Origin of the sequence: Collinsella sp. TM10-22 (assembly GCF_003466125.1) — a bacterium.
Taxonomy (GTDB): Bacteria; Actinomycetota; Coriobacteriia; order Coriobacteriales; family Coriobacteriaceae; genus Collinsella.
On the sequence record NZ_QSOC01000001.1, the window covers coordinates 92,912 to 111,621 of the forward strand.

Annotated in this window: 17 protein-coding genes; 13 read left to right on the plus strand and 4 right to left on the minus strand. The window is 63.0% G+C overall.

Going from position 1 to position 18,710, the window contains the following annotated elements; all coding sequences use genetic code 11:
- Positions 1-113: 113 nt before the first annotated feature.
- The 4 genes from DXD94_RS00445 to DXD94_RS00460 all read right to left on the minus strand — a co-directional run bounded on the left by DXD94_RS00445 (position 114) and on the right by DXD94_RS00460 (position 4,907).
- Positions 114-1,202, minus strand: a complete 1,089-nt coding sequence (locus DXD94_RS00445; protein ID WP_199568313.1) for a Xaa-Pro peptidase family protein — start codon at positions 1,200-1,202, stop codon at positions 114-116.
- 500 nt (positions 1,203-1,702) lie between these two features.
- Positions 1,703-2,095, minus strand: coding sequence for a DUF1667 domain-containing protein (locus DXD94_RS00450; protein ID WP_117762881.1), 393 nt, complete (start codon positions 2,093-2,095; stop codon positions 1,703-1,705).
- A gap of 3 nt (positions 2,096-2,098) precedes the next feature.
- Entirely contained in the window at positions 2,099-3,451 is a 1,353-nt protein-coding gene (locus DXD94_RS00455; RefSeq protein ID WP_233540283.1) for an NAD(P)/FAD-dependent oxidoreductase, read from the minus strand.
- Between the two features lies 1 nt (position 3,452).
- Complete coding sequence (locus tag DXD94_RS00460) at positions 3,453-4,907, minus strand: NAD(P)/FAD-dependent oxidoreductase (RefSeq protein WP_117762882.1); 1,455 nt, start codon at positions 4,905-4,907, stop codon at positions 3,453-3,455.
- Between the two features lie 405 nt (positions 4,908-5,312).
- Between DXD94_RS00460 and DXD94_RS00465 the strand changes: the two genes are divergently transcribed.
- The 13 genes from DXD94_RS00465 (at position 5,313) to DXD94_RS00525 (ending at position 18,630) form a co-directional block, all read left to right on the plus strand.
- On the plus strand, positions 5,313-5,744 hold the full coding sequence (locus tag DXD94_RS00465) for a zinc ribbon domain-containing protein (protein ID WP_055251579.1): 432 nt from the start codon (positions 5,313-5,315) through the stop codon (positions 5,742-5,744).
- 229 nt (positions 5,745-5,973) lie between these two features.
- Complete coding sequence (thrS, locus tag DXD94_RS00470; protein WP_117743626.1) at positions 5,974-7,737, plus strand: threonine--tRNA ligase; 1,764 nt, start codon at positions 5,974-5,976, stop codon at positions 7,735-7,737.
- A gap of 326 nt (positions 7,738-8,063) precedes the next feature.
- Positions 8,064-8,654 carry a hypothetical protein gene (locus tag DXD94_RS00475; RefSeq protein WP_117743627.1) on the plus strand — a complete coding sequence of 197 codons (591 nt, stop codon included), beginning with the start codon at positions 8,064-8,066 and terminating at the stop codon, positions 8,652-8,654.
- A 99-nt stretch (positions 8,655-8,753) separates the two neighbouring features.
- Positions 8,754-9,527, plus strand: coding sequence for a sugar transferase (locus tag DXD94_RS00480; protein WP_233540284.1), 774 nt, complete (start codon positions 8,754-8,756; stop codon positions 9,525-9,527).
- A gap of 3 nt (positions 9,528-9,530) precedes the next feature.
- Positions 9,531-10,175: a sugar transferase gene (locus tag DXD94_RS00485; protein ID WP_117743629.1), complete on the plus strand. Its 645-nt coding sequence runs from the start codon at positions 9,531-9,533 to the stop codon at positions 10,173-10,175.
- Positions 10,172-10,945 carry a glycosyltransferase family 2 protein gene (locus tag DXD94_RS00490; RefSeq protein ID WP_199407145.1) on the plus strand — a complete coding sequence of 258 codons (774 nt, stop codon included), beginning with the start codon at positions 10,172-10,174 and terminating at the stop codon, positions 10,943-10,945. The genes DXD94_RS00485 and DXD94_RS00490 overlap by 4 nt, the downstream gene beginning before the upstream one ends.
- The gene (locus DXD94_RS00495) at positions 10,946-12,265 is read left to right on the plus strand and encodes a nucleotide sugar dehydrogenase (RefSeq protein ID WP_117762884.1); all 1,320 of its coding nucleotides are present in this window, start codon (positions 10,946-10,948) and stop codon (positions 12,263-12,265) included. It begins immediately after the preceding gene.
- Entirely contained in the window at positions 12,265-13,383 is a 1,119-nt protein-coding gene (locus DXD94_RS00500; RefSeq protein ID WP_117743632.1) for a glycosyltransferase, read from the plus strand. The genes DXD94_RS00495 and DXD94_RS00500 overlap by 1 nt, the downstream gene beginning before the upstream one ends.
- On the plus strand, positions 13,380-13,904 hold the full coding sequence (locus tag DXD94_RS00505) for a DapH/DapD/GlmU-related protein (protein WP_117743633.1): 525 nt from the start codon (positions 13,380-13,382) through the stop codon (positions 13,902-13,904). The genes DXD94_RS00500 and DXD94_RS00505 overlap by 4 nt, the downstream gene beginning before the upstream one ends.
- A gap of 64 nt (positions 13,905-13,968) precedes the next feature.
- The gene (locus DXD94_RS00510; protein ID WP_158553172.1) at positions 13,969-15,162 is read left to right on the plus strand and encodes an O-antigen ligase; all 1,194 of its coding nucleotides are present in this window, start codon (positions 13,969-13,971) and stop codon (positions 15,160-15,162) included.
- The gene (locus tag DXD94_RS00515) at positions 15,159-16,580 is read left to right on the plus strand and encodes a lipopolysaccharide biosynthesis protein (RefSeq protein ID WP_117743635.1); all 1,422 of its coding nucleotides are present in this window, start codon (positions 15,159-15,161) and stop codon (positions 16,578-16,580) included. Before DXD94_RS00510 ends, DXD94_RS00515 begins: the two co-directional genes overlap by 4 nt.
- Before the next feature lie 5 nt (positions 16,581-16,585).
- Positions 16,586-17,071, plus strand: a complete 486-nt coding sequence (locus tag DXD94_RS00520) for a DapH/DapD/GlmU-related protein (protein WP_199407146.1) — start codon at positions 16,586-16,588, stop codon at positions 17,069-17,071.
- 413 nt (positions 17,072-17,484) lie between these two features.
- The gene (locus DXD94_RS00525; protein ID WP_147347109.1) at positions 17,485-18,630 is read left to right on the plus strand and encodes a hypothetical protein; all 1,146 of its coding nucleotides are present in this window, start codon (positions 17,485-17,487) and stop codon (positions 18,628-18,630) included.
- Positions 18,631-18,710 lie beyond the last annotated feature (80 nt).

Consider the following 18,710-nt stretch of genomic DNA (forward strand, 5'->3'; position numbering starts at 1 on the left):
TTAGCTACCCTACCCGGAGTCTTCGAAGCAGGAAACCACATTTGACATAGGGCAGCTAAAAAAGCCCCGTCCCAAATTAGCTACCCAAGTTTCCTCTTCAGTTGGGGATGAGCCTAGTCCAGGCGCATGGCGTCGTGGGGGTAGGCGTTGAGAATCTCGACGCCGTTCTCGGTGACCAGGGCAAGGTCCTCGATGCGGACGCCGGTGCGGCCGGGGAGGTAGATGCCCGGCTCGATGGAGAACGTCATGCCCGGCTCTACGCCCTGCTCGTTGACGAGCGAGACGTCGCCCGGCTCGTGGTCCTGCAGACCAATCGAGTGGCCCAAGCGATGCGTAAAGTACTTACCGTAGCCTGCGTCCTCAATCACGTCGCGCGCGGCGCGGTCCAGGTCGCACATGCGCACGCCCGGTACGATGAGAGCCTCGGCGGCCTCGTTGGCGCGGCGCACGATGTCGTAGATGCGTGTCGTCTCCTCGTCCGGCTCGCCCCAAAAGAACGTGCGCGTCATATCCGAGCAGTAGTTGCGGTGACGTCCGCCAATATCGAACAGCACCACGTCGCCGCGCTTGAGTACGGTGTTGTCGGGCTCGTGGTGCGGGTCGCCGGCGTTGGCGCCAAAGCTCACGATGGGCGGAAAGCTAAAGCTCTCGCAGCCATGCTTGCGATACAGGCCGAGCATCTGGTCGGCAATCTCGCGCTCTGTCACGCCTTCGTGGACGAGTTTGATCGCGTCGGCCATCACGGCGTCGTTGGCTGCCGAGGACACGCGCATGAGTTCCTGCTCGGCGGCGTCTTTGTAGGTTCGCGCGGCGGTCACGGCAAAATCACCCAGGAAAAACTCGCTGGCGGCATGGCGCTCCATGAGCGGCATCAAAAAGCCGGAACGCATGACAGTGTCGATGCCGAGCGGCTTGGTCGGATCGATCTCGCGAGCGATGGCATCGGTCACGATATCGGTATCGGTGTGGTAGGCAACGCGGGCATTGTCATACTCTGGCAGCTGGTGCAGGGCGTTGACTAGGATCACCGGCTCGGCGCCGCGCGCGAGCAGCACGCCGCAAAAACGCTCGAACATATCGGCATAAAAGCCGGTCAGGTAATAGATCGACCACGGGTCGTTTACGAGCAGCTGTGCGCCGGGGTGCTGCGCTTCGAGTGTATCGAGCACGCACGCCACACGCTGGTCATCGACATGTGCCATGAAACATCCTTTCGCTAGACTGCCACCATGGTATCCCAAGCCCGGCACATAGGGACGTTCCTTTAGCCCGGCAGTTAGGGACGTTCCTTTTATGCCGGCACTTCGGGACACTCCTTGGCATGACCAGCCTATCAAGCAGTAAAAGATGTCAAAAGAGGCCCGTCCCAAATGGGCTGGTTTCAAAAGTATGGTGGATTACGGGGCTGGACCTGTATTACTTGACCATGGGAAAAATCGCGAAATTAAAACCGCAGGTAGACGGCTTATCAAAAATCGAAAAGTGCCGGCAAGGATGGGGGTCTCCGAATTAGCCCCGTAATCCGGCATAGTTTTGAAATGGCACTAAAGTAGGCACAATCTAAATACCGATTCCAAGGATAGTTGCGGTGGAATAGTTCCTGGATGCCGGGGTTTTGGCGGAAATCAGGAACTATTTCACCGCAATTGAGGAGGGGCGGGGTGGATGGCGGGGTAGCTAAAAGAGCCCCGTCCCAAATTAGCTACTCGATGTCCATGCTGGCGATTAGGTTGATGTTGGTGTCTAGGAGGTTCTCCAGCACGACGTCTCCCATGCGGATGGGGGCGTTGACGACTAGGCCTCGGATGAGATTCATGGCTTGGGCGTGGAGTTCTAGCGGGATGGCTTCGGATGTGCGCACGGGGAGCAGGGCTTCGTCGCTGCCGGAGACGGCCACGGTCGTCGTGAGCACGCGCATAGGGCAGGTGAGCTCCTGATGTGCGAACTTATCGCCGCGCGGGCAGTTGTTGCCGGTTGCGGAGCGCACTTCCACCACGGCGCCATTGGCGTCGCGCTCCACCTTTACGGTCAGAAGGCATTCGGATGGACAGGTCGTGCAGTTGAACTGCAGCGTTTCGATCACGTTATCGCTCATAGTCTATGCCTCCTCGACGGGATCGACGGACAGGACTATCTCGTTGGCGCCCAGGTCGAGCGCTTGCTGGATGACTTTCGCCGGTAGTGGGAAACTCTCCATAACGCTCGGCTTAAACGCGCGGACCTTGCCTGCAAGCAGTTCCTCGTCGCCTGCCAGAATACGCACGCGGGCGGTATCGACCGGTCGGCGTACGCGGAAGTTGAGCTTGGTGAGCGCCACAGCCGTAATGCGTCCCGGCAGCGTGTAGCCCGCGATGCCGGCTGGGGAGACCGTGAGCTCGCAGTCCGAAACGGCGCCCGCGCCGGTCTCCAACGCCCACGCCGCCGCAGCCGCACCGGCGCGCTCGGACTCGGTTGTCACGTTGTCGGCCAGGTCGTGCACGTGCAGCACGTTGCCGCACGCAAAGATGCCCGGCACGCCCGTCTGCAGGCTCTGGTCCACCACGGCGCCGCGTGTGCGTGGGTCCAGCTCCACGCTCGCGGCAACCGAAAGCTCGTTCTCGGGAATCAGGCCCACCGAAAGCAGTAACGTGTCGCACGGAACAACGCGCTCGGTCCCCGGAATGGGCGCCAGGCGCTCGCCGACCTGACTCACCTCGACGGCTTCCACGCGATCGTGCCCAATTACACGCGTCACGGTGGTGGACAGGTGCAGCGGAATGCCAAAGTCGTCCAGACAGTTCTTCACATTGCGGCGCAGCCCGTTGGCGTACGGCATGAGCTCGTACACACCCTCGACCGAAATCCCCTCGAGCGTGCAGCGACGTGCCATGATCAGCCCGATGTCGCCCGAACCCAAAATGACGGCGCGCGAGCCGGGCTTGAGGTTTTCGATATTGATGTATCGCTGCGCCAAGCCGGCCGAAAATACGCCGGCGGGGCGGCTACCGGGAATTTTGATCTCGCTTCGGGTGCGCTCGCGGCAGCCCATGGCAAGGACGACCGCTCGCCCGGTGAGCTGTAGCATGCCGGCAGGGCTCATGAGCGTGACGGTATGGACTGCGGTGGCTCCCGTCGGCTCGCCTGAATCAATCCCAATTACCATGCTGTTCAGGAGCAGCGCAATGTCGGTTGCGTGCACCTGGTCGATAAAGCGCTGCGCGTACTCGGGACCGGTGAGCTCTTGCTTAAAGTGCGACAGGCCAAAGCCGGGGTGGATGCACTGGCGGAGGATGCCGCCCAGGTGCTGCTCGCGCTCCACGATGGCCACGCGTGCTCTGGCCTTATGAGCGGCAAGCGCGGCCGCCATGCCGGCAGGTCCGCCACCGATAACGACCACGTCGAACGCTTGCGTCTGCACTGCCGCTACGGCTTCTGCCCCTGTGCGTTCGTCGCGCATATCAAACGTCGCCATCCTAGCGCACCCCCTTCAAAGGTCCCTCGACCAGCCAGGAGCCGGCGTCCTCCAGTAATACCTCGCTGGGGTCGCAGTCCAGCTCTCGGGCAAGAATCGCCACCACACGGCTCTGGCAAAAACCGCTCTGGCACCGACCCATGCCGGCGCGGCAGCGGCGCTTGACACCCTCGACCGAAACTGCGCCCGGCTGGCGTCGGATCGCGGCCACAATCTCGGCCTCGGGCACCGTCTCGCAGCGGCAGACAATCTGTCCCCACGTGGGATCGGACTCGATGAGCTCTTCCTTGCGCGCCAGCGGTGCGCGGTCAAAGTCGTCCGGTGCGCGGCGAATTGGGTTCCAGTCTGCCCGCTCGTGCAGCTCCACGCCCGCCTTGCGCATCACACACTCCATGCGCTCGGCAATGGCCGGCGCGCTTGCCACACCCGGCGACTGAATGCCCGCCGCCTGGAAAAGCCCCGGCACCACGGCTGACTGTCCAATAAAGAAGTCGTTCGTTCCCTGAATGACCGGACGCCCGCCGGCAAATGCGCGCACCACGCGGCGCGTGTCCAGATCGGGCACCAGCTTGCGCGCGCCGGTCAGCAGCGCGTTCACATCGCTCGCATAGGTCTGCGTGTCGCCCGGCTCACGCACGGCAGCCGTGGCGGTGATCACGGTGTTGCCGTGGACCGTGCCCGTGACGATAACGCCCTTGGACAACGGCGTGGGCACGGGGTAGAGCGGCATAAGCGCACGCGGCTCCTTGTCCAGCACCACGATGTTGCCCTGACGCCAGACCATCTGGAACTCCTCGGCGCCCGCCATATGCGAGATGTCGGCGGCGCCGTTGCCCGCGGCGTTGATCAGGTAGCGGCAGCGCACGCTGCCAGCAGGGGTCGCCAGCGTAAAGCGCGCGTCGTCGCCCGAGCCTGCGACTTCAATCGCCTCCACCGGTGCGGAGCGCATAAACGTCACCCCGTTGGCCACGGCGTTCTCCAGCGCGGCGATGGCAACCTCAAACGGGTCGACAAAGCCAGTGGAGGGGCACCACAACGCGCACGTTGCATCGGCACTGGCGCGCGGCTCTAATTCGTGGATGCGGTCGGGTCCGATGATCGACAGCTCGGGCACGCCGTTGGCAAGGCCGTTGCACCGCAGCTGCTCCAGATGCGCGCGGTCCTCGTCGTTAAAGCCCAACACCATCGATCCGGTGCGACGGAACAAAAAGCCCAGCTCCTGCGCCCACGTACCGTACAGCTCACAACCACGAGCGTTGACCTGGGCCTTAACCGTGCCCGGCGCCGGATCGTAGCCAGCGTGCACCAGGCCGCCGTTGGCCTTCGACGCGCCCAGCGCAATATCGTTAGCCGCCTCGACCACGCAAATGGACAGGTCATAGCGCGCGAGCTGCCGCGCGATGGCGCATCCGGTGATGCCCGCGCCGACAATCGCGATATCAAACGTTTCTGTCACAGTGCCTCCCAGACGAGTTGACAGGCTGTCAATAAGACTATCCTACGGTCTGCACACCCTCAGTGCGGCGGCAATGCGGCGAACAGCCCCGCTGTACCCGCTAACGGCAGACGAGGGGAGACTCAGTAACGTCGATAACCTCGTCTGCCGACAGCTACGGCAACCGTTTGTCTCGACCTGTAACAGTAAGAGAGGAATTACGGTCCTACGTGTTACAGATCGAGATTGAAGTTGGGGAGGGGCCCCTGCGTCTCGATCTGTAACACCTAGACCCGGATTCCGCTTCCACCAGTTACAGATTGAGATGTTTGTGTCCGCGCCAGCCCCGCCCCTAGCCGTGGTCCCATATAAACAAACCCCGTGGTAAACTTGACCATACTGTAAATATTCCGAAAGGTACCCGTAATGTCCAAGTACATCTCCGAGCTCATGTCGCCGCAGCTCATGGGCGTCGTCTATGCCTTCGTTGGCTTTATCATCGCCCTGTATGTGCTGTCGGTCGTCTATGTGTTCATCGACGCTCGCCGCCGCGGCGCCAGCGCCTACGTGGCATGGGGCATCATCGCCCTCATCCCGTTTGTAGGCCTCATCGCCTACCTGGTCCTGCGCCCGCACTCCTATGCGTCCGACCGCGAGGAGCAGGAGCTGGACATGGCCCTGCGCGAGCGCCAACTTGCCCAGTACGGCACCTGCCCGCAGTGCGGCGCGCCCATCGAGAAGGACTTCGTCGTCTGCCCGGTGTGCGACACCCAGGTTCGCAACGTATGCCCCAGCTGCCATCGCCCGCTCGATGCGCACTGGAAGGTCTGCCCCTACTGCCGAACTCGCATTCAGTAGCGCATCCATCGCCGGGCCGGCCGCAAGCCACGGGCACCGCGCATCCCGTGCGAGCCACACGCGCAACCCGCCCCACACGATGAAGCATGCGTAGAAAATCGCCCGCCGTGCCATTAAGGTGCGGCGGGCGCTTGTATACCAAGGCAACCTGCCTATAATGATGCAAGTCAAAAACGCCGAGCGCATAGCACGCACTTGCATCAGGCATCCGAGAGGAGAAAACATACCCATGAAGGCACTCTACAATGACGGTTCGGTGGCCGAGCTCCCGCAGGACGAGGTCACGCACGTCATCCGCCACTCCGCCGCGCACATCATGGCGCAGGCCATCAAGCGCCTATACCCCCAGGCCGACTTTGCCTACGGCCCCGCGACCGACAACGGCTTCTACTACGACGTCGACCTGCCCGAGGGCGTCAAGATCAGCGAGGACGACTTCCCCGCGATCGAGGCCGAGATGAAAAAGATCGTCAAGGAGAATCTCAAGTTCACCGTGTACGAGAAGCCCCGCGCCGAGGCCATCGCCCTTATGGAGGAGCGCGGCGAGAAGTACAAGGTCGAGCACATCGGCGACCTGGACGACGACGCCCGCATCACCTTCTACCAGCAGGGCGACTACATCGACATGTGCGTCGGTCCCCACATCTGCTACACCAAGGCCCTGAAGGCCTTTAAGCTTACCGGCGTCTCGGGTGCTTACTGGAAGGGCGACAAGGACAACAAGATGCTCACCCGCATCAACGGCGTCGCCTTTGCCACCAAGGAAGAGCTCGACGAGCACATGCACATGCTGGAGGAGGCCAAGAAGCGCGACCACCGCAAGATCGGCCGCGAGATGGACCTCTTTATGATGCGCGACGAGGCCCCTGGCTTCCCGTTCTTCCTGCCCAACGGCATGATCCTTAAGAACACGCTGCTGGACTACTGGCGCGAGATCCACCACAAGGCCGGCTACGTGGAGATCTCCACGCCGCTCATCATGAACAAGCAGCTGTGGAAGACCTCGGGCCACTGGGACCACTACAAGGACAACATGTACTCCACCGTCATCGACGACGAAGAGTACTGCATTAAGCCCATGAACTGCCCGGGCGGCGTGCTGGTGTACGCCTCCAAGCCGCACTCCTATCGCGAGCTGCCCATTCGCGCCGGCGAGATTGGCCTGGTGCACCGCCACGAGCTGCGCGGCGCCCTGCACGGCCTGTTCCGTGTGCGCTGCTTTAACCAGGACGACGCCCACCTGTTTGTGCGTCCCGACCAGCTGACCGACGAGATCGTGGGCGTGGTCAACCTCATCGATTCCGTGTACCAAAAGTTTGGCTTTAAGTACCACGTTGAGCTTTCCACCCGCCCCGAGGACTCCATGGGCTCCGACGAGGACTGGGCGCGCGCTGAGGAAGGCCTGCGTACCGCTCTGGAGCAGCTGCACATGGACTACGAGGTCAACGAGGGCGACGGCGCCTTCTACGGCCCCAAGATCGACTTCCACCTGGAGGACTCGCTCGGCCGTACCTGGCAATGCGGCACCGTCCAGCTCGACTTCCAGATGCCGCTCAACTTTGACCTGGAGTATGTTGACGCTGACGGCACCAAGAAGCGCCCCATCATGCTGCATCGCGTGTGCTTTGGCTCCATCGAGCGCTTCATTGGTATTCTGATTGAGCACTTTGCGGGCAAGTTCCCCACCTGGCTGGCCCCCGTGCAGGTCAAGGCACTTCCCGTCTCTGAGAAGAGCCGCGACTACGCTCACGAGGTATGCGCCAAGTTGGAGGAGGCCGGCATTCGCGTGGTCTGCGACGATCGCGACGAGAAGATCGGCTACAAGATCCGCGAGGCCCGCAGCATCGACCGCGTGCCCTACATGCTCATCCTGGGCGAGAAGGAGGTCGAGGCCGGCAACATCTCCGTCCGCGATCGCTCCAACGAGACCGTTCAGATGAGCGTTGACGAGTTTGTTGCCAAGGTGCTCGAGGAGATCAAGACTCGCGCCTAAGGCAAACTTCACAACAATTAACAAAGGCGACCGTCCACAAAGGGCGGTCGCCTTTTTTCATGACGAAATTAGAAAAGCAGCTGGTTGAGCGGCTTTTTTTGTTGCACAAAAAGGTACAGGTTTTTATAGAGGGGTATGGAGATGTACCTACTAGCAGTACATTTTGCGTAATCTGGGCAAACGCTGATTAATTGCTCGTATAATGTCGTCAGTCGAAAGATACAAAAACCTGTACTTTTGCGACTGCGCCTAGCTGCGAGCGAGAAGCCTGTTCTAAACGCCCCTGCATTTGCGTGCATCGCAAAGCCAAAAGAGGGGGCGAGAACATGGAACAGACGGCACGGCGCCAAGAGCAGTTGCCGGGCGCTTTTAACGGCGCCACCATCAACAGCCAACACGGCCGCGTCCGCTGGTATCTGGTCCACACCCCCAACGGTAAAGAGCGTGAGACCTGCGAAAAGGTCCGCCGCATTATCCCGCACGAGCTGATGCAGGACGCTTTTGTGATGCAAAAGGAGTTCTGGTTTAAGCGGGATGGCGCCTGGTCGCTCCAAACCAAACCTATGTACAAGGAATATTTCTTCGTCGCCACGCACGATGCCGCTTCTCTCGATAGGGCCCTGGCTCAGCTGAGCTTTGGCTGCCGCATCGCCGGCAGTAGGGAGCGGGCGTACATGCCCATGCCGGACGATGCGCAGGACTGGTACCGCAGCGTGCTGGACGATGACGGCGTGGTACGCAACAGCGTCGCGCGCATAGAAGACGGCGTACTGCACATAGAACAGGGTCCCTTGGTGGGGCAAGAGGCCCGAGTTAAAAAGATCGACCGTCATAAGCGCTGGTGCCTGGTGGACGTAGGCGAAGGCGACTCCGCATTTAGGGAGCTGCTTGCGCTCGACGTGCCCAGCAAAACGTAAGGGAGACGTTGCACCGGCAAATCATTCGTTTTTTGAATTCATGGACGAGGGGTTCCTAGGGACAGGGACGTAAGTTTTATCGTGACTGCTAATAAAGAAGTGACAGAGAGCAATGCGCCCGTAGGGGCGGCGCTGATTGCTCAGGCCATGGACCGGCGTGAAGGCGCCGGTCGATATAAGGCCATGCAATCCATCATGGACTGGGACAACTCGCGCCTTGCCTACCGCGCCGTCAAGCGCGCCTTCGACATCGTGTTCAGCGGTTGTGTGCTGGCCGTCATCGCCATTCCGAGCCTGATTTTGGCTGCGGCCATCCGCCTGGAGAGCGCGGGCAACCCCTTCTATAGCCAGATCCGCGTGGGCCAGACCCGACCCGACGGCAGCCTGACTACCTTCCGCATGTGGAAGTTCCGCAGCATGTACAAGGACGCCGACGAGCGTCTCGCCGAGCTCAAGGAGCAGAACGAGATCGCCGGCGCCATGTTCAAGATGAAGGACGACCCGCGCGTCACCAGGATCGGGAGGTTCATCCGCAAGCACTCCATCGACGAGTTCCCGCAGTTCCTCAATGTGTTCCTGGGCCAGATGTCAGTCGTGGGCCCGCGCCCGCCGCTGCCGAACGAGGTCGCGGAGTACACCGAGTACGACCTGCAGCGCCTGGCCGTAAAGCCTGGGATCACCGGCTGGTGGCAGGTGACGGAGCGCAACGATACCGACTTCGACGGCATGGTCCGCCGCGATCTTGAGTACATCGCTAAGCGCGGTGTGGCCACCGACCTGAAGATCGTAGCGCTCACGGTCGTCGAAATGATAACGGGGGGGGGGTGCCTGCTAGAGGCATCTCCCGAGACTTTTTCGTTGGCGGGGTGCTAGCCCATGCCTAGGAAACCTACGGGGACCCTCTTCTACCGCATATGCAAGAGAACATTCGACATAGCTTTCAGCGCCGGATGCACCGCGGTGCTGGCGATTCCCATGGCCTGTGTCTGCGCTGCGATATGCGCGGAGTCACCGGGCTGCCCGGTCTACACGCAGGAGCGCGTGGGCAGGGGAGGCCGGGTGATCCGCGTGCTTAAGCTCCGCAGCATGGTGGCAGACGCCAGCGACGTACACAAGTACCTGAGTCCCGAGCAGCTGCACCAGTGGGAAGTTGAGCGCAAGGTCGACGATGACCCGCGCATCACCAGGGTGGGCAGGTTCATCCGTAAGTGCTCCATCGACGAGGTGCCGCAGTTCCTCAACGTGCTCAAGGGCGATTTGTCCGTTATCGGACCACGTCCCATCACACGTGATGAGCTGGAACAGCACTTCTCCGACGAGGAGAAGGAAGAGCTGTTGAGCGTTGCCCCGGGCATCACGGGCCTATGGCAGGCCACTGAGCGCAACGGCGCGACCTTTGAGAGTGGCCTGCGCCAGAAGATCGAGCTCCATTACGTGCGGAACCGTTGCTTCGGAATGGACTGGAAATGTTTTACAGGCACTTTCGGTGCCATGTTTGGAAAAAGGAGGACTGGGCGATGACCATGGATGCAAAGCCCTTGGTGAGCGTGATCATCCCGCTCTACAACTGCGAGAAGTATCTTCCCGAGGCCTTGGACTCGCTCGTCGCGCAGACGGTGCCTGACTGGGAGGCCATCCTCGTGGACGACTGCTCCGCGGACGGCTCCGCGGCGATGGCCGACGCCTACGCCGCCCGCGACCCGCGCTTCCGCGTTTTTCGACAGCCCGAGAACGGCGGCGCTGCCAAGGCCCGCAACAGAGCCCTCGAGAACGCGCGCGGCCGCTTCATCGCCTACCTCGACTCCGACGATTACTGGATGCCGGAGAAGCTCGAGCGCCAGCTCGGCTTCATGCGCGACCGCCGCATAGGCGCGTGCTTTACCTCCTACGAGACGGTGAACGAGGACGGGGATCATCGCAACTACGTCCACGTGGACGCCGAGGTGGGCTACCACCGCTTCCTCACCAAGCCGCCCACGTGCAGCCACACCGTCATGTTCGACACCGCCGTCGTGGACCGGGCGCTTCTCGTGATGCCCGACATCCGCAAAAGGCAGGACGCCGCCACATGGCTCCAGGTCATCAAGGCGGGCCACAGGCTGCACGGCCTCGACGAAGTACTCGCGGCGAACCGTAAGCGGGCGGGCTCGCTCAGTTCGAACAAGCTCTCCGCCGTCCGCAACACATGGATGCTCTACAGACAGATCGAGCGGCTGTGGCTACCGTACGCCGCCTACTGTCTGTTCTGGCAGATGTTCCACGCAACCCTCAAGAGAATAGGAAGTTTTTAAATGTTCACAACCCTTTACGAAGATCTGCTCGCAGGTGACGCCAAGCTCTCGCTCGTAGGCCTCGGCTACGTTGGCATGCCCATCGCCGTCGAGTTCGCCAAGCACGTCCCCGTCATCGGCTTCGACATCAACGAGGCCAAGGTCGAGCAGTACAAGCAGGGCCACGACTCCACCAATGAGGTAGGCGACGAGGCCCTGGCTCACACGACCGTGGACTTCACGGCCGACCCGACGCGCCTAGAGGAGGCCCGCTTCCACATCGTGGCCGTGCCCACGCCCGTGAACCAGGACAAGACGCCCGACCTAACGCCCGTCATCGGCGCGTCGGAGACGCTGGGCAAGCACCTGAAGCCCGGCAGCATCGTGGTCTACGAGTCCACCGTCTACCCGGGCGTCACCGAGGACGTCTGCGTGCCGATTCTCGAGCGTGAATCCGGCCTCAGGTGCGGAGAGGACTTCAAGGTGGGCTACAGCCCCGAACGCATCAACCCCGGCGACCGCGTGCATACCCTTACGACCATCCGCAAGGTGGTCTCGGGCATGGACGACGAGTCCGCCGAGCTCATCCGCAGGGTCTACGACATCGTGATCGCCGCTGGGACCTTCCCGGTCTCGACCATCAAGACCGCCGAGGCCGTGAAGGTCGTCGAGAACTCGCAGCGCGACATAAACATTGCCTTCATGAACGAGCTCGCGATGGTGTTCGACCGCATGGGCATCGACACCTCCGAGGTCATCGAGGGCATGAACACCAAGTGGAACGCCTTGGGCTTCCGACCGGGCCTGGTGGGCGGGCACTGCATCGGCGTCGACCCCTACTACTTCACCTACGAGGCCGAGAAGCTCGGCTACCACAGCCAGATTATCCTTTCCGGCCGCAAGGTGAACGACGGCATGGGCGGATTCGTGGCCGACGCGGCCATCCGCGAGATGGTACAGGCCGGGCTTGCCCCCGCGAAGTCGCGCGTGGCCGTGCTTGGACTCACCTTCAAGGAGGACTGTCCCGACGTGCGCAACTCCAAGGTGGACGACATTCTCGCTCGCCTGCGCCAGTACGGCATCGCGCCCCAGGTCTGCGACCCCTGGGCTGACCCGGCTGACGCCAAGGCTGCCTACGGGGTTGACCTTGTTCCCATGGAGGAGCTGCGCGACCTCGACTGCCTCATCGTCGCGGTGGCGCACCGCCAGTTCCGCGATATGAGCAGCGACGACGTGAAGGCCCTCTTCGCCGACAAGCCCGACGCCGAGAAGGTGCTCGTGGACGTGAAGAGCGTCCTGCCTAAGGCGGAGTTCGCTGGGTACCGGTACTGGAGGCTGTAGTGCGGCAGAAGACCACGACGATATGTTACTTAGCGAATGCCGACAACTACCACACCTACAAGTGGGCGTCCCAGTTTTCGCTCCGGGGCTACGGGGTTCACGTCCTCTCCCTTGAGGAGTGCCGCTCCGAAGCCATCCGCGAACTGAAAAACGTCACCGTCCACTACCTGCAAAACCCCAGCGCCCGCCAGGGTTCGGAGTTGCAGAAGCTCGGCTACCTCTCCACCGTCGGCGTGGCGCGCCGCCTCATCGAGGAGCTGGACCCCGACGTCGTGCACGCTCACTATGCCTCGAGCTACGGGCTTGTGGCGTCGCTCGCGTGCAGGCGCCCGTACTACCTCTCGGTCTGGGGCTCCGACGTCTACGATTTCCCGCGCAAGTCCCCACTGCACCGCGCCGTCGTCCGGCGCTCGCTCGCCAAGCCTGCCTGGCTCATGTCCACGAGCCGCGCTATGGCCGAGGAGTGTGCCAAGTACACGGGGCGCGACTTCGAGATAACGCCCTTTGGCGTGGACATGGGGCTCTTCTCGCCTCGCAAGCGTGAGCCCCACGAGGGCCTCGTGGTGGGCACCGTGAAGGCGCTTGAACGCAAGTACGGCATCGACACGCTGCTGCGCGGCTGCGCGCTCCTGCATGACCGCAGGCCAGACCTGGGCGTGCGCGTGCGCATCGCGGGCAAGGGCACCATGGAGGCCGAGCTGAAGGCACTCGCCACGAGGCTCGGCATGGACGGGTACCTCGACTGGCTCGGCTTCATCCCGCAGGAGGAGGCCGCGCGGGAGTGGGCGGGCCTCGACATCGCAATAGTAGAAAGCGAAAGCGAAAGCGAAAGCTTTGGCGTCTCCGCGGTCGAGGCGCAGGCGAGCGGAACCCCACTTATCATATCGGACATCCCTGGCCTTATGGAGGCCTGCGACGGCGGGCACACGGCCGTCGTCACGCCCCGGCGCGACCCGGCGGCCCTCGCCGATGCCTTGGAGGCGCTTGCCGACGACCCGGCTCGCCGCGCCCGCATGGGGGCCGAGGGCCGAGCCTACGTGGAGCGCGCCTACGAGGTGGGCGTCTGCTTCGACCGCGTGGAGGAGATTTACCGTAGGAACATGGAGGAAGCGCGATGAGGGAGAAGGTCGCGAGGGGCCTGTACTGCATGCTTGCGAAACTGCTGCCGCGCTCGCGCCGCTTCCCGCCGGCCAAGAAGCTGCGGGGCGGGGTGGCTCGATTGATGGGCTGTAAGCTGGGCCGTGACGTGAACATCGAGCACGGCGCGGAGTTCGACTCTCGCCTCGTTGTGGGCGACCGCTCGTCGGTGGGCATTGACTCGGAGTGCTTCGGGCCGGTGACCATCGGTCGCGACGTGATGATGGGGCCGGATTGCGTTGTGCTTACCCGCAATCACAGGCACGACCGCGTTGACGTGCCCATGATTGAGCAGGGCTACGAGGACTACCGCCCCGTGACCATAGAGGACGACGTGTGGATTGGTCGGCGCGTCACCATCCTGCCCGGCGTGAACGTGGGTGCGCACTCCATCCTCTCCGCTGGCGCCGTCGTGACCAAGGACGTCGAGCCGTACTCCGTCGTTGGTGGGGTTCCGGCACGGCTCATCAAGAAAAGGGGCGCGGATGCGCGGTGCTGCTGACATATCTTTTTGCGGAGCGGGCCCGAGGGGGTCGGGCCTGATCCCCTCGCGAGAAAAGGGGCGCGTGCGCGCGCTGGTGAGGGCGCGGGAGGTCGAGCGGGAGGAGAACACGATAGTCTTCCTCCTCCTCGTATGCTTGGTTTGCCTGCCGATCGCCGCGCTCTCGTCGCTCAAGACGCCCCTCTACGCCGCAATCCTTGCGCTGGACCTGCTCTTGCTCCTCGTAGCCTCGGCCGGGGCTACCAAGATGAGGCTCGACGGGGGGCTTGTCTGGACATCCGTCGGACTCTTCTGCTATCTAATCATATGCTGGCTGCTGAATGGCGGCAGCGCGGCGGAGCGCCTCGTGCAGACTGCGGTCTATCTCGCGACACTCCTGGCCTTCTCGAGCTATGAATGGACGCCCGCGCGCGTGTCAAAGGTTAAGAGGCTCTTCGCCGCCCTGCTCTTCGCTGCCCTGGTCTACTGGTTTGTGTCCGGACGGGTCACGAACTACTACGCTGCATTCTATGTCCACAGCAACGCGTTCGCCGTCGTGCTTATTTGCGCCTGCGCCCTTTCGCTACTCTCCATGGATGGGCCGAAGCCGAAGGTCTCCGACCTATGCGTCTTCGCCATGGCGCTCGTCCTGCTCCTGTTCGCGAACAGCCGCTCGGCGATGCTCGCGCTTCTCGTGGTAGTGGCCTTACCCTATCTGCTGCACGCAGTCTCCAAGAAACGGTCGTTTCTCGCAGTGGCGCGCGTTGCCTTCTTCGTCGTGCTCGTCGCGGTGCTTGCCTTCACGGTCGTCTACCCCTCGCTGATCGGCACGCAGCTGGGTTACTCCCTGGAGATGTTGTCGCGCGAGTGGCTGAACAAGAACTTTTTCTCGGGCCGCGAGGTCGTCTGGAAGATGATCTTGGACGCCGTGAAGGGGCACGAGGTGTTCGGCCTGGGGCTCTCCATGGTCCCAAGCATGGTGTACGAGACGTCCTTCTCCTCGCACAACCTCTACCTGCAGACCATCCTTCAGTCCGGCGCGGTCGGCCTCGTGTTTGTGCTCCTCCTCCTATGGCTCGTCTTGGAGCGCCTCGGGAAGGAAGGCGGCTGGCAGGCGTGCGTGGGTGCCTCCCTGCTGGTGGGCGTGCTCGTGCACGAGTGCCTCGAAGTGTCGCTCACGCAGAACAACTTCGACGTTGGATTGCTCTTCTGGGTGGTGCTGGGGATCTCGGTCTCGGCCTCCTCACTGCGAACTGCGCGCGGGGGTGACGGCTCATGAGTCGCGGGGGCCTGCTCGGCAAGATAGTCGGCTTCTCGATGGTGAGCGTCGTGAGCGCGGTGCTTTCGCTCGTCGTCGTTCCGGTGTCGACGCACCTGTACGACCAGGACGCGCTCGGCAAGATCAACTTCTTCTTCTCGGTAACCAACGTCCTGCTTACCCTGTTCTGCCTCGGGCTCGACCAGGGCTACGTGCGCTTCTACCCACTCGCAAAGGACGAGGGGCAGCGCAGGAGGCTGCTGACGTTTAGCGTCTCGGCGTGCTTGTGCGTCGTCGTGGCCGCGGGCCTCGTGGCGTGGGCGTTCGACGACTCGCTGTCGGTGTGGTTGTTCGGGGAGGTCGGCATGCCAGCGACGGCGATGATCTGCTTGGTCACGCTGTGCGTCGTCGCGCTCAGGTTCTTCTCGCTGCGCTACCGGATGGCGGAGGACGTGTGGGGCTACACCATCTTTGCCGGCGCCGTATCGGTCATCCAAAAGGGTCTTTACATCGTCTCGGCGGTCGTGTCCACGAGCTACGTAGTGGCGGTCGGCTGGGTTGCGCTCGCCTGTCTGCCGATCCTGGTGGCCGCCGCCGCGCACGAGCGCGCGCAGCTCGCCGCCCCTGACCTGCGCGGGGAGGCTTCCCTCTACTGCGACGAGGCCCGCTTCTCGCTGCCTCTCTTGGCGTCGGGGCTGGTCGCGATACTCACCAACTATGTGCCGCAGTTCGCTATCCGCTCCCTCATGGGCTTCTCCAACATCAGCGTGTTCACGGCGGCCCTCACCGTGTCACTGGCCGTCAACCTCATCCAGAGCGGCTTCAACGCCTTCTGGGCTCCCTACGTCTACCAGCATGCGCGCGACGAGCAGGGGAAAATCATGCGCGTACACGAGGCCGTGGTCATGGTGGCGGTGAGCGCCTGCATGCTGCTCGCCATGATCGTCGACCTCGCGTTCCTGCTGTTCAAGCCGAACTACGCCGCGGGGGCGCGCCTTGTACCGTTCCTAGCGCTGGGGCCTCTGTGCTACACCATCGGCGAGACGGCGGGGGTGGGCATCAACCTCAAGATGAAGTCGGGGCTGAATCTGCTGATCTCTGCCGCCACGCTCGCCTCGAGCGTGGCGCTCTCGCTGGCGCTCGTGCCCGTGCTCGGGCTGGGCGGCGGAGCCGTCTCGGTCGGGGGCGCGGCGGCCGTGGGCCTCGCGCTCAAGACGGCGATAGGCGAGCACTACTACCAGAGCATACGCGACCGCTCGTTCATGCTCAGGGGGCTTCTGCCCTACGTCGCAGTCTGCGTCGTCGCACTCGCGCTGCCCGATCGACTGGCCCTTCGGCTCGCTATCGATGCTGCGCTGCTCGTCCTCTCACTCGCGCTGTATGGCCCGTCTAGGCTGCGCGCGCTCGCAGGCTACCTCAAGTCCTTCGTCGGGAGATGATTCGCATGCTGCTTCGCGCCCTCGGCTGGCTCTTCTACAACCTCGAGAGACTCCGCATGAGGTGCCTAGGGACCTACAAGACCTCGCTGTGCCGCTGCGGGGAGAATAGTTACGTGGGGGGGGGTGTCTCGCTGAGCCATCCTGAGAACATAACAATTGGACGCAATTCCTACGTGAACGGTGGCATGCTGTGCGCCTCGCCCGGGGCTAAGATCGTCATCGGCGACGACTGCCTCGTGTCCTACGCCGTGCACCTGCGCACCGACATGCACCGCCACTCCGACCCCGACGTCCCCGTGAACCGCCAAGGGCACGACGAGGCGGACATCGTACTCGGCGACAACGTGTGGGTGGGCTACGGTGCGCAGGTCATGAGCGGGGTCACGGTGGGGTCGAACTCCATCGTGGGCGCAGGCGCGGTCATCACGCGCGACGTACCCGAGGGCGTGGTCGTCGCGGGCGTGCCTGCGAAGGTGATCAAGAAGCGATAGAGGTTCCATCTTCAATGAAACCGTACCAACGACAATCCTCGTCAGCGGGGGCACCGGGGGACGTTATGTTCGGCAGCGCCTGAACTCAAGGGCTCGGCGCTCCTCCGCTTGCGCTGCAGTCCGCTTCGCATGCTGGGTTCGTCGTTGTTGACTTAGGCAGAAGCGTGCATGGATCGCCGCTCACCTGGTTATCGCTCAAAAGCTTGGCATGTCGTTCGCTTATTTCGCTGAAAGAAACAGCAGATGAACGCTGTGTTTTTTTCGTCTGGAATTATTGATCCTTCCTTTCACCGACTGGCAAAACGATTTACACCTAATTGTGGACATCGTCCACGCGATTTCTCTTTGCCCCCTCATCGATCTCGCTAAACTAATAGTCGCTGCCACCAGGGCATTTTCTGGTGCACATTCTATTGGCTCCTGCGAAGATCGGAGCGGGTATGTTTGCCGCCGAGTCCCACACCGGCCGTCATCACATTGCGATCGTCGCTATGGCCTGCCTATGCGTCTTGCTGGGCGGGCCTTCCTGTGCCGCGGGCGCGGAGAGCCTGTTCATCGCGGGCGCGACGTACCGCGAGCCGGGCGTGTCGGGCCCCGGTTGGTCCTGGACCGATGCCGGCCATCTGGAGCTCGACGGCTACGCGGGCGATGCTATCGGCGCCGGCGGCGACCTGGTCGTGACGCTTGTGGGGCAGAACTCGGTGACGGAGTCGCATGCGCCCGATGCGGACATCACGCTGTGCGGCATGGAGGTGTGGGGCAACCTGACGCTTCGCGGTACCGGGACCCTGACGGCGACGGGCTCGCAGTGCGGGATCCACGTCTCGCAGGCGCTCGTGGTGGACGGCTGCACCGTCGATGCCCGGGCGGACGGGGCCGATATTACGGACGAGGCGGTCGCCGGCGTGATCGCAGGCGACATGGCCGTGCGCGGCGGCGGGCGCGTCGCCGCCGTCGGGACCGCGCCCGCCGCCGGCGCGCGTGCCTACGGCGTGTACCTGCAGGGAGCGGGCGCGGGAGTTGGCTCGGCCGGGTGCACGCTTTCCGTCGACGCCTCGTGGCTCGATGCGACCGGTACCGATGGCGGTGTTGCATGCACGAGCGGGTCGCTTGTGCATGCGCGCTTTGTGACGCCTGCGGGCGGGGCCTTCGGTGCCGGCGGCGTTGTGGATGCCTCCGGGGCCATGGCGCTGCATGTGGTGATCGAGCCCGAGGACACCACGGCGCCGGCGGGGGAGACCGACGACGCGGGCGAGCCGGCCGGCGGTGCCGGTCCTGCCGTCGAGCGGCCCGGTGCCGGGTCCGCGACCGATCCCGTCCTGAAGCCCGCGACTGCGCCGACCAAGACGACCACGACAACCGAAACGACGGCGACCAGGACCACGGCGCCCGCGCCATCCAGGGCCAAGACCGCCAGCGCTGCCACCGTCACGCTCCCCAGGACAGCCGACAGCAACTGGATCGCCGCCTCCTTGGCGCTACTCCTGCTGGGAACAGCGCTTGTGTTTGTTAACGTCGTGATTGCGGTTCTAGGTAGGCCAAAGCGTAAAGGTGATTGATCGAACTGCCATACACTTCTAGGTAGGGGCAATTGCAACGTGTATGACGCATAGCAGGGGCGCGCCGGCAAACGCCGGCG

Excerpts from the sequence above, each read along its gene's own strand:
- DXD94_RS00515 (WP_117743635.1), top strand. The coding sequence starts at position 15,159 with ATGAGTCGCGGGGGCCTGCTCGGCAAGATAGTCGGCTTCTCGATGGTG.
- DXD94_RS00455 (WP_233540283.1), bottom strand. The coding sequence starts at position 3,451 with ATGGCGACGTTTGATATGCGCGACGAACGCACAGGGGCAGAAGCCGTA.
- thrS (WP_117743626.1), top strand. The coding sequence starts at position 5,974 with ATGAAGGCACTCTACAATGACGGTTCGGTGGCCGAGCTCCCGCAGGAC.
- DXD94_RS00465 (WP_055251579.1), top strand. The coding sequence starts at position 5,313 with ATGTCCAAGTACATCTCCGAGCTCATGTCGCCGCAGCTCATGGGCGTC.
- DXD94_RS00485 (WP_117743629.1), top strand. The coding sequence starts at position 9,531 with ATGCCTAGGAAACCTACGGGGACCCTCTTCTACCGCATATGCAAGAGA.
- DXD94_RS00490 (WP_199407145.1), top strand. The coding sequence starts at position 10,172 with ATGACCATGGATGCAAAGCCCTTGGTGAGCGTGATCATCCCGCTCTAC.
- DXD94_RS00450 (WP_117762881.1), bottom strand. The coding sequence starts at position 2,095 with ATGAGCGATAACGTGATCGAAACGCTGCAGTTCAACTGCACGACCTGT.
- DXD94_RS00495 (WP_117762884.1), top strand. The coding sequence starts at position 10,946 with ATGTTCACAACCCTTTACGAAGATCTGCTCGCAGGTGACGCCAAGCTC.
- DXD94_RS00475 (WP_117743627.1), top strand. The coding sequence starts at position 8,064 with ATGGAACAGACGGCACGGCGCCAAGAGCAGTTGCCGGGCGCTTTTAAC.
- DXD94_RS00505 (WP_117743633.1), top strand. The coding sequence starts at position 13,380 with ATGAGGGAGAAGGTCGCGAGGGGCCTGTACTGCATGCTTGCGAAACTG.
- DXD94_RS00445 (WP_199568313.1), bottom strand. The coding sequence starts at position 1,202 with ATGGCACATGTCGATGACCAGCGTGTGGCGTGCGTGCTCGATACACTC.
- DXD94_RS00520 (WP_199407146.1), top strand. The coding sequence starts at position 16,586 with ATGCTGCTTCGCGCCCTCGGCTGGCTCTTCTACAACCTCGAGAGACTC.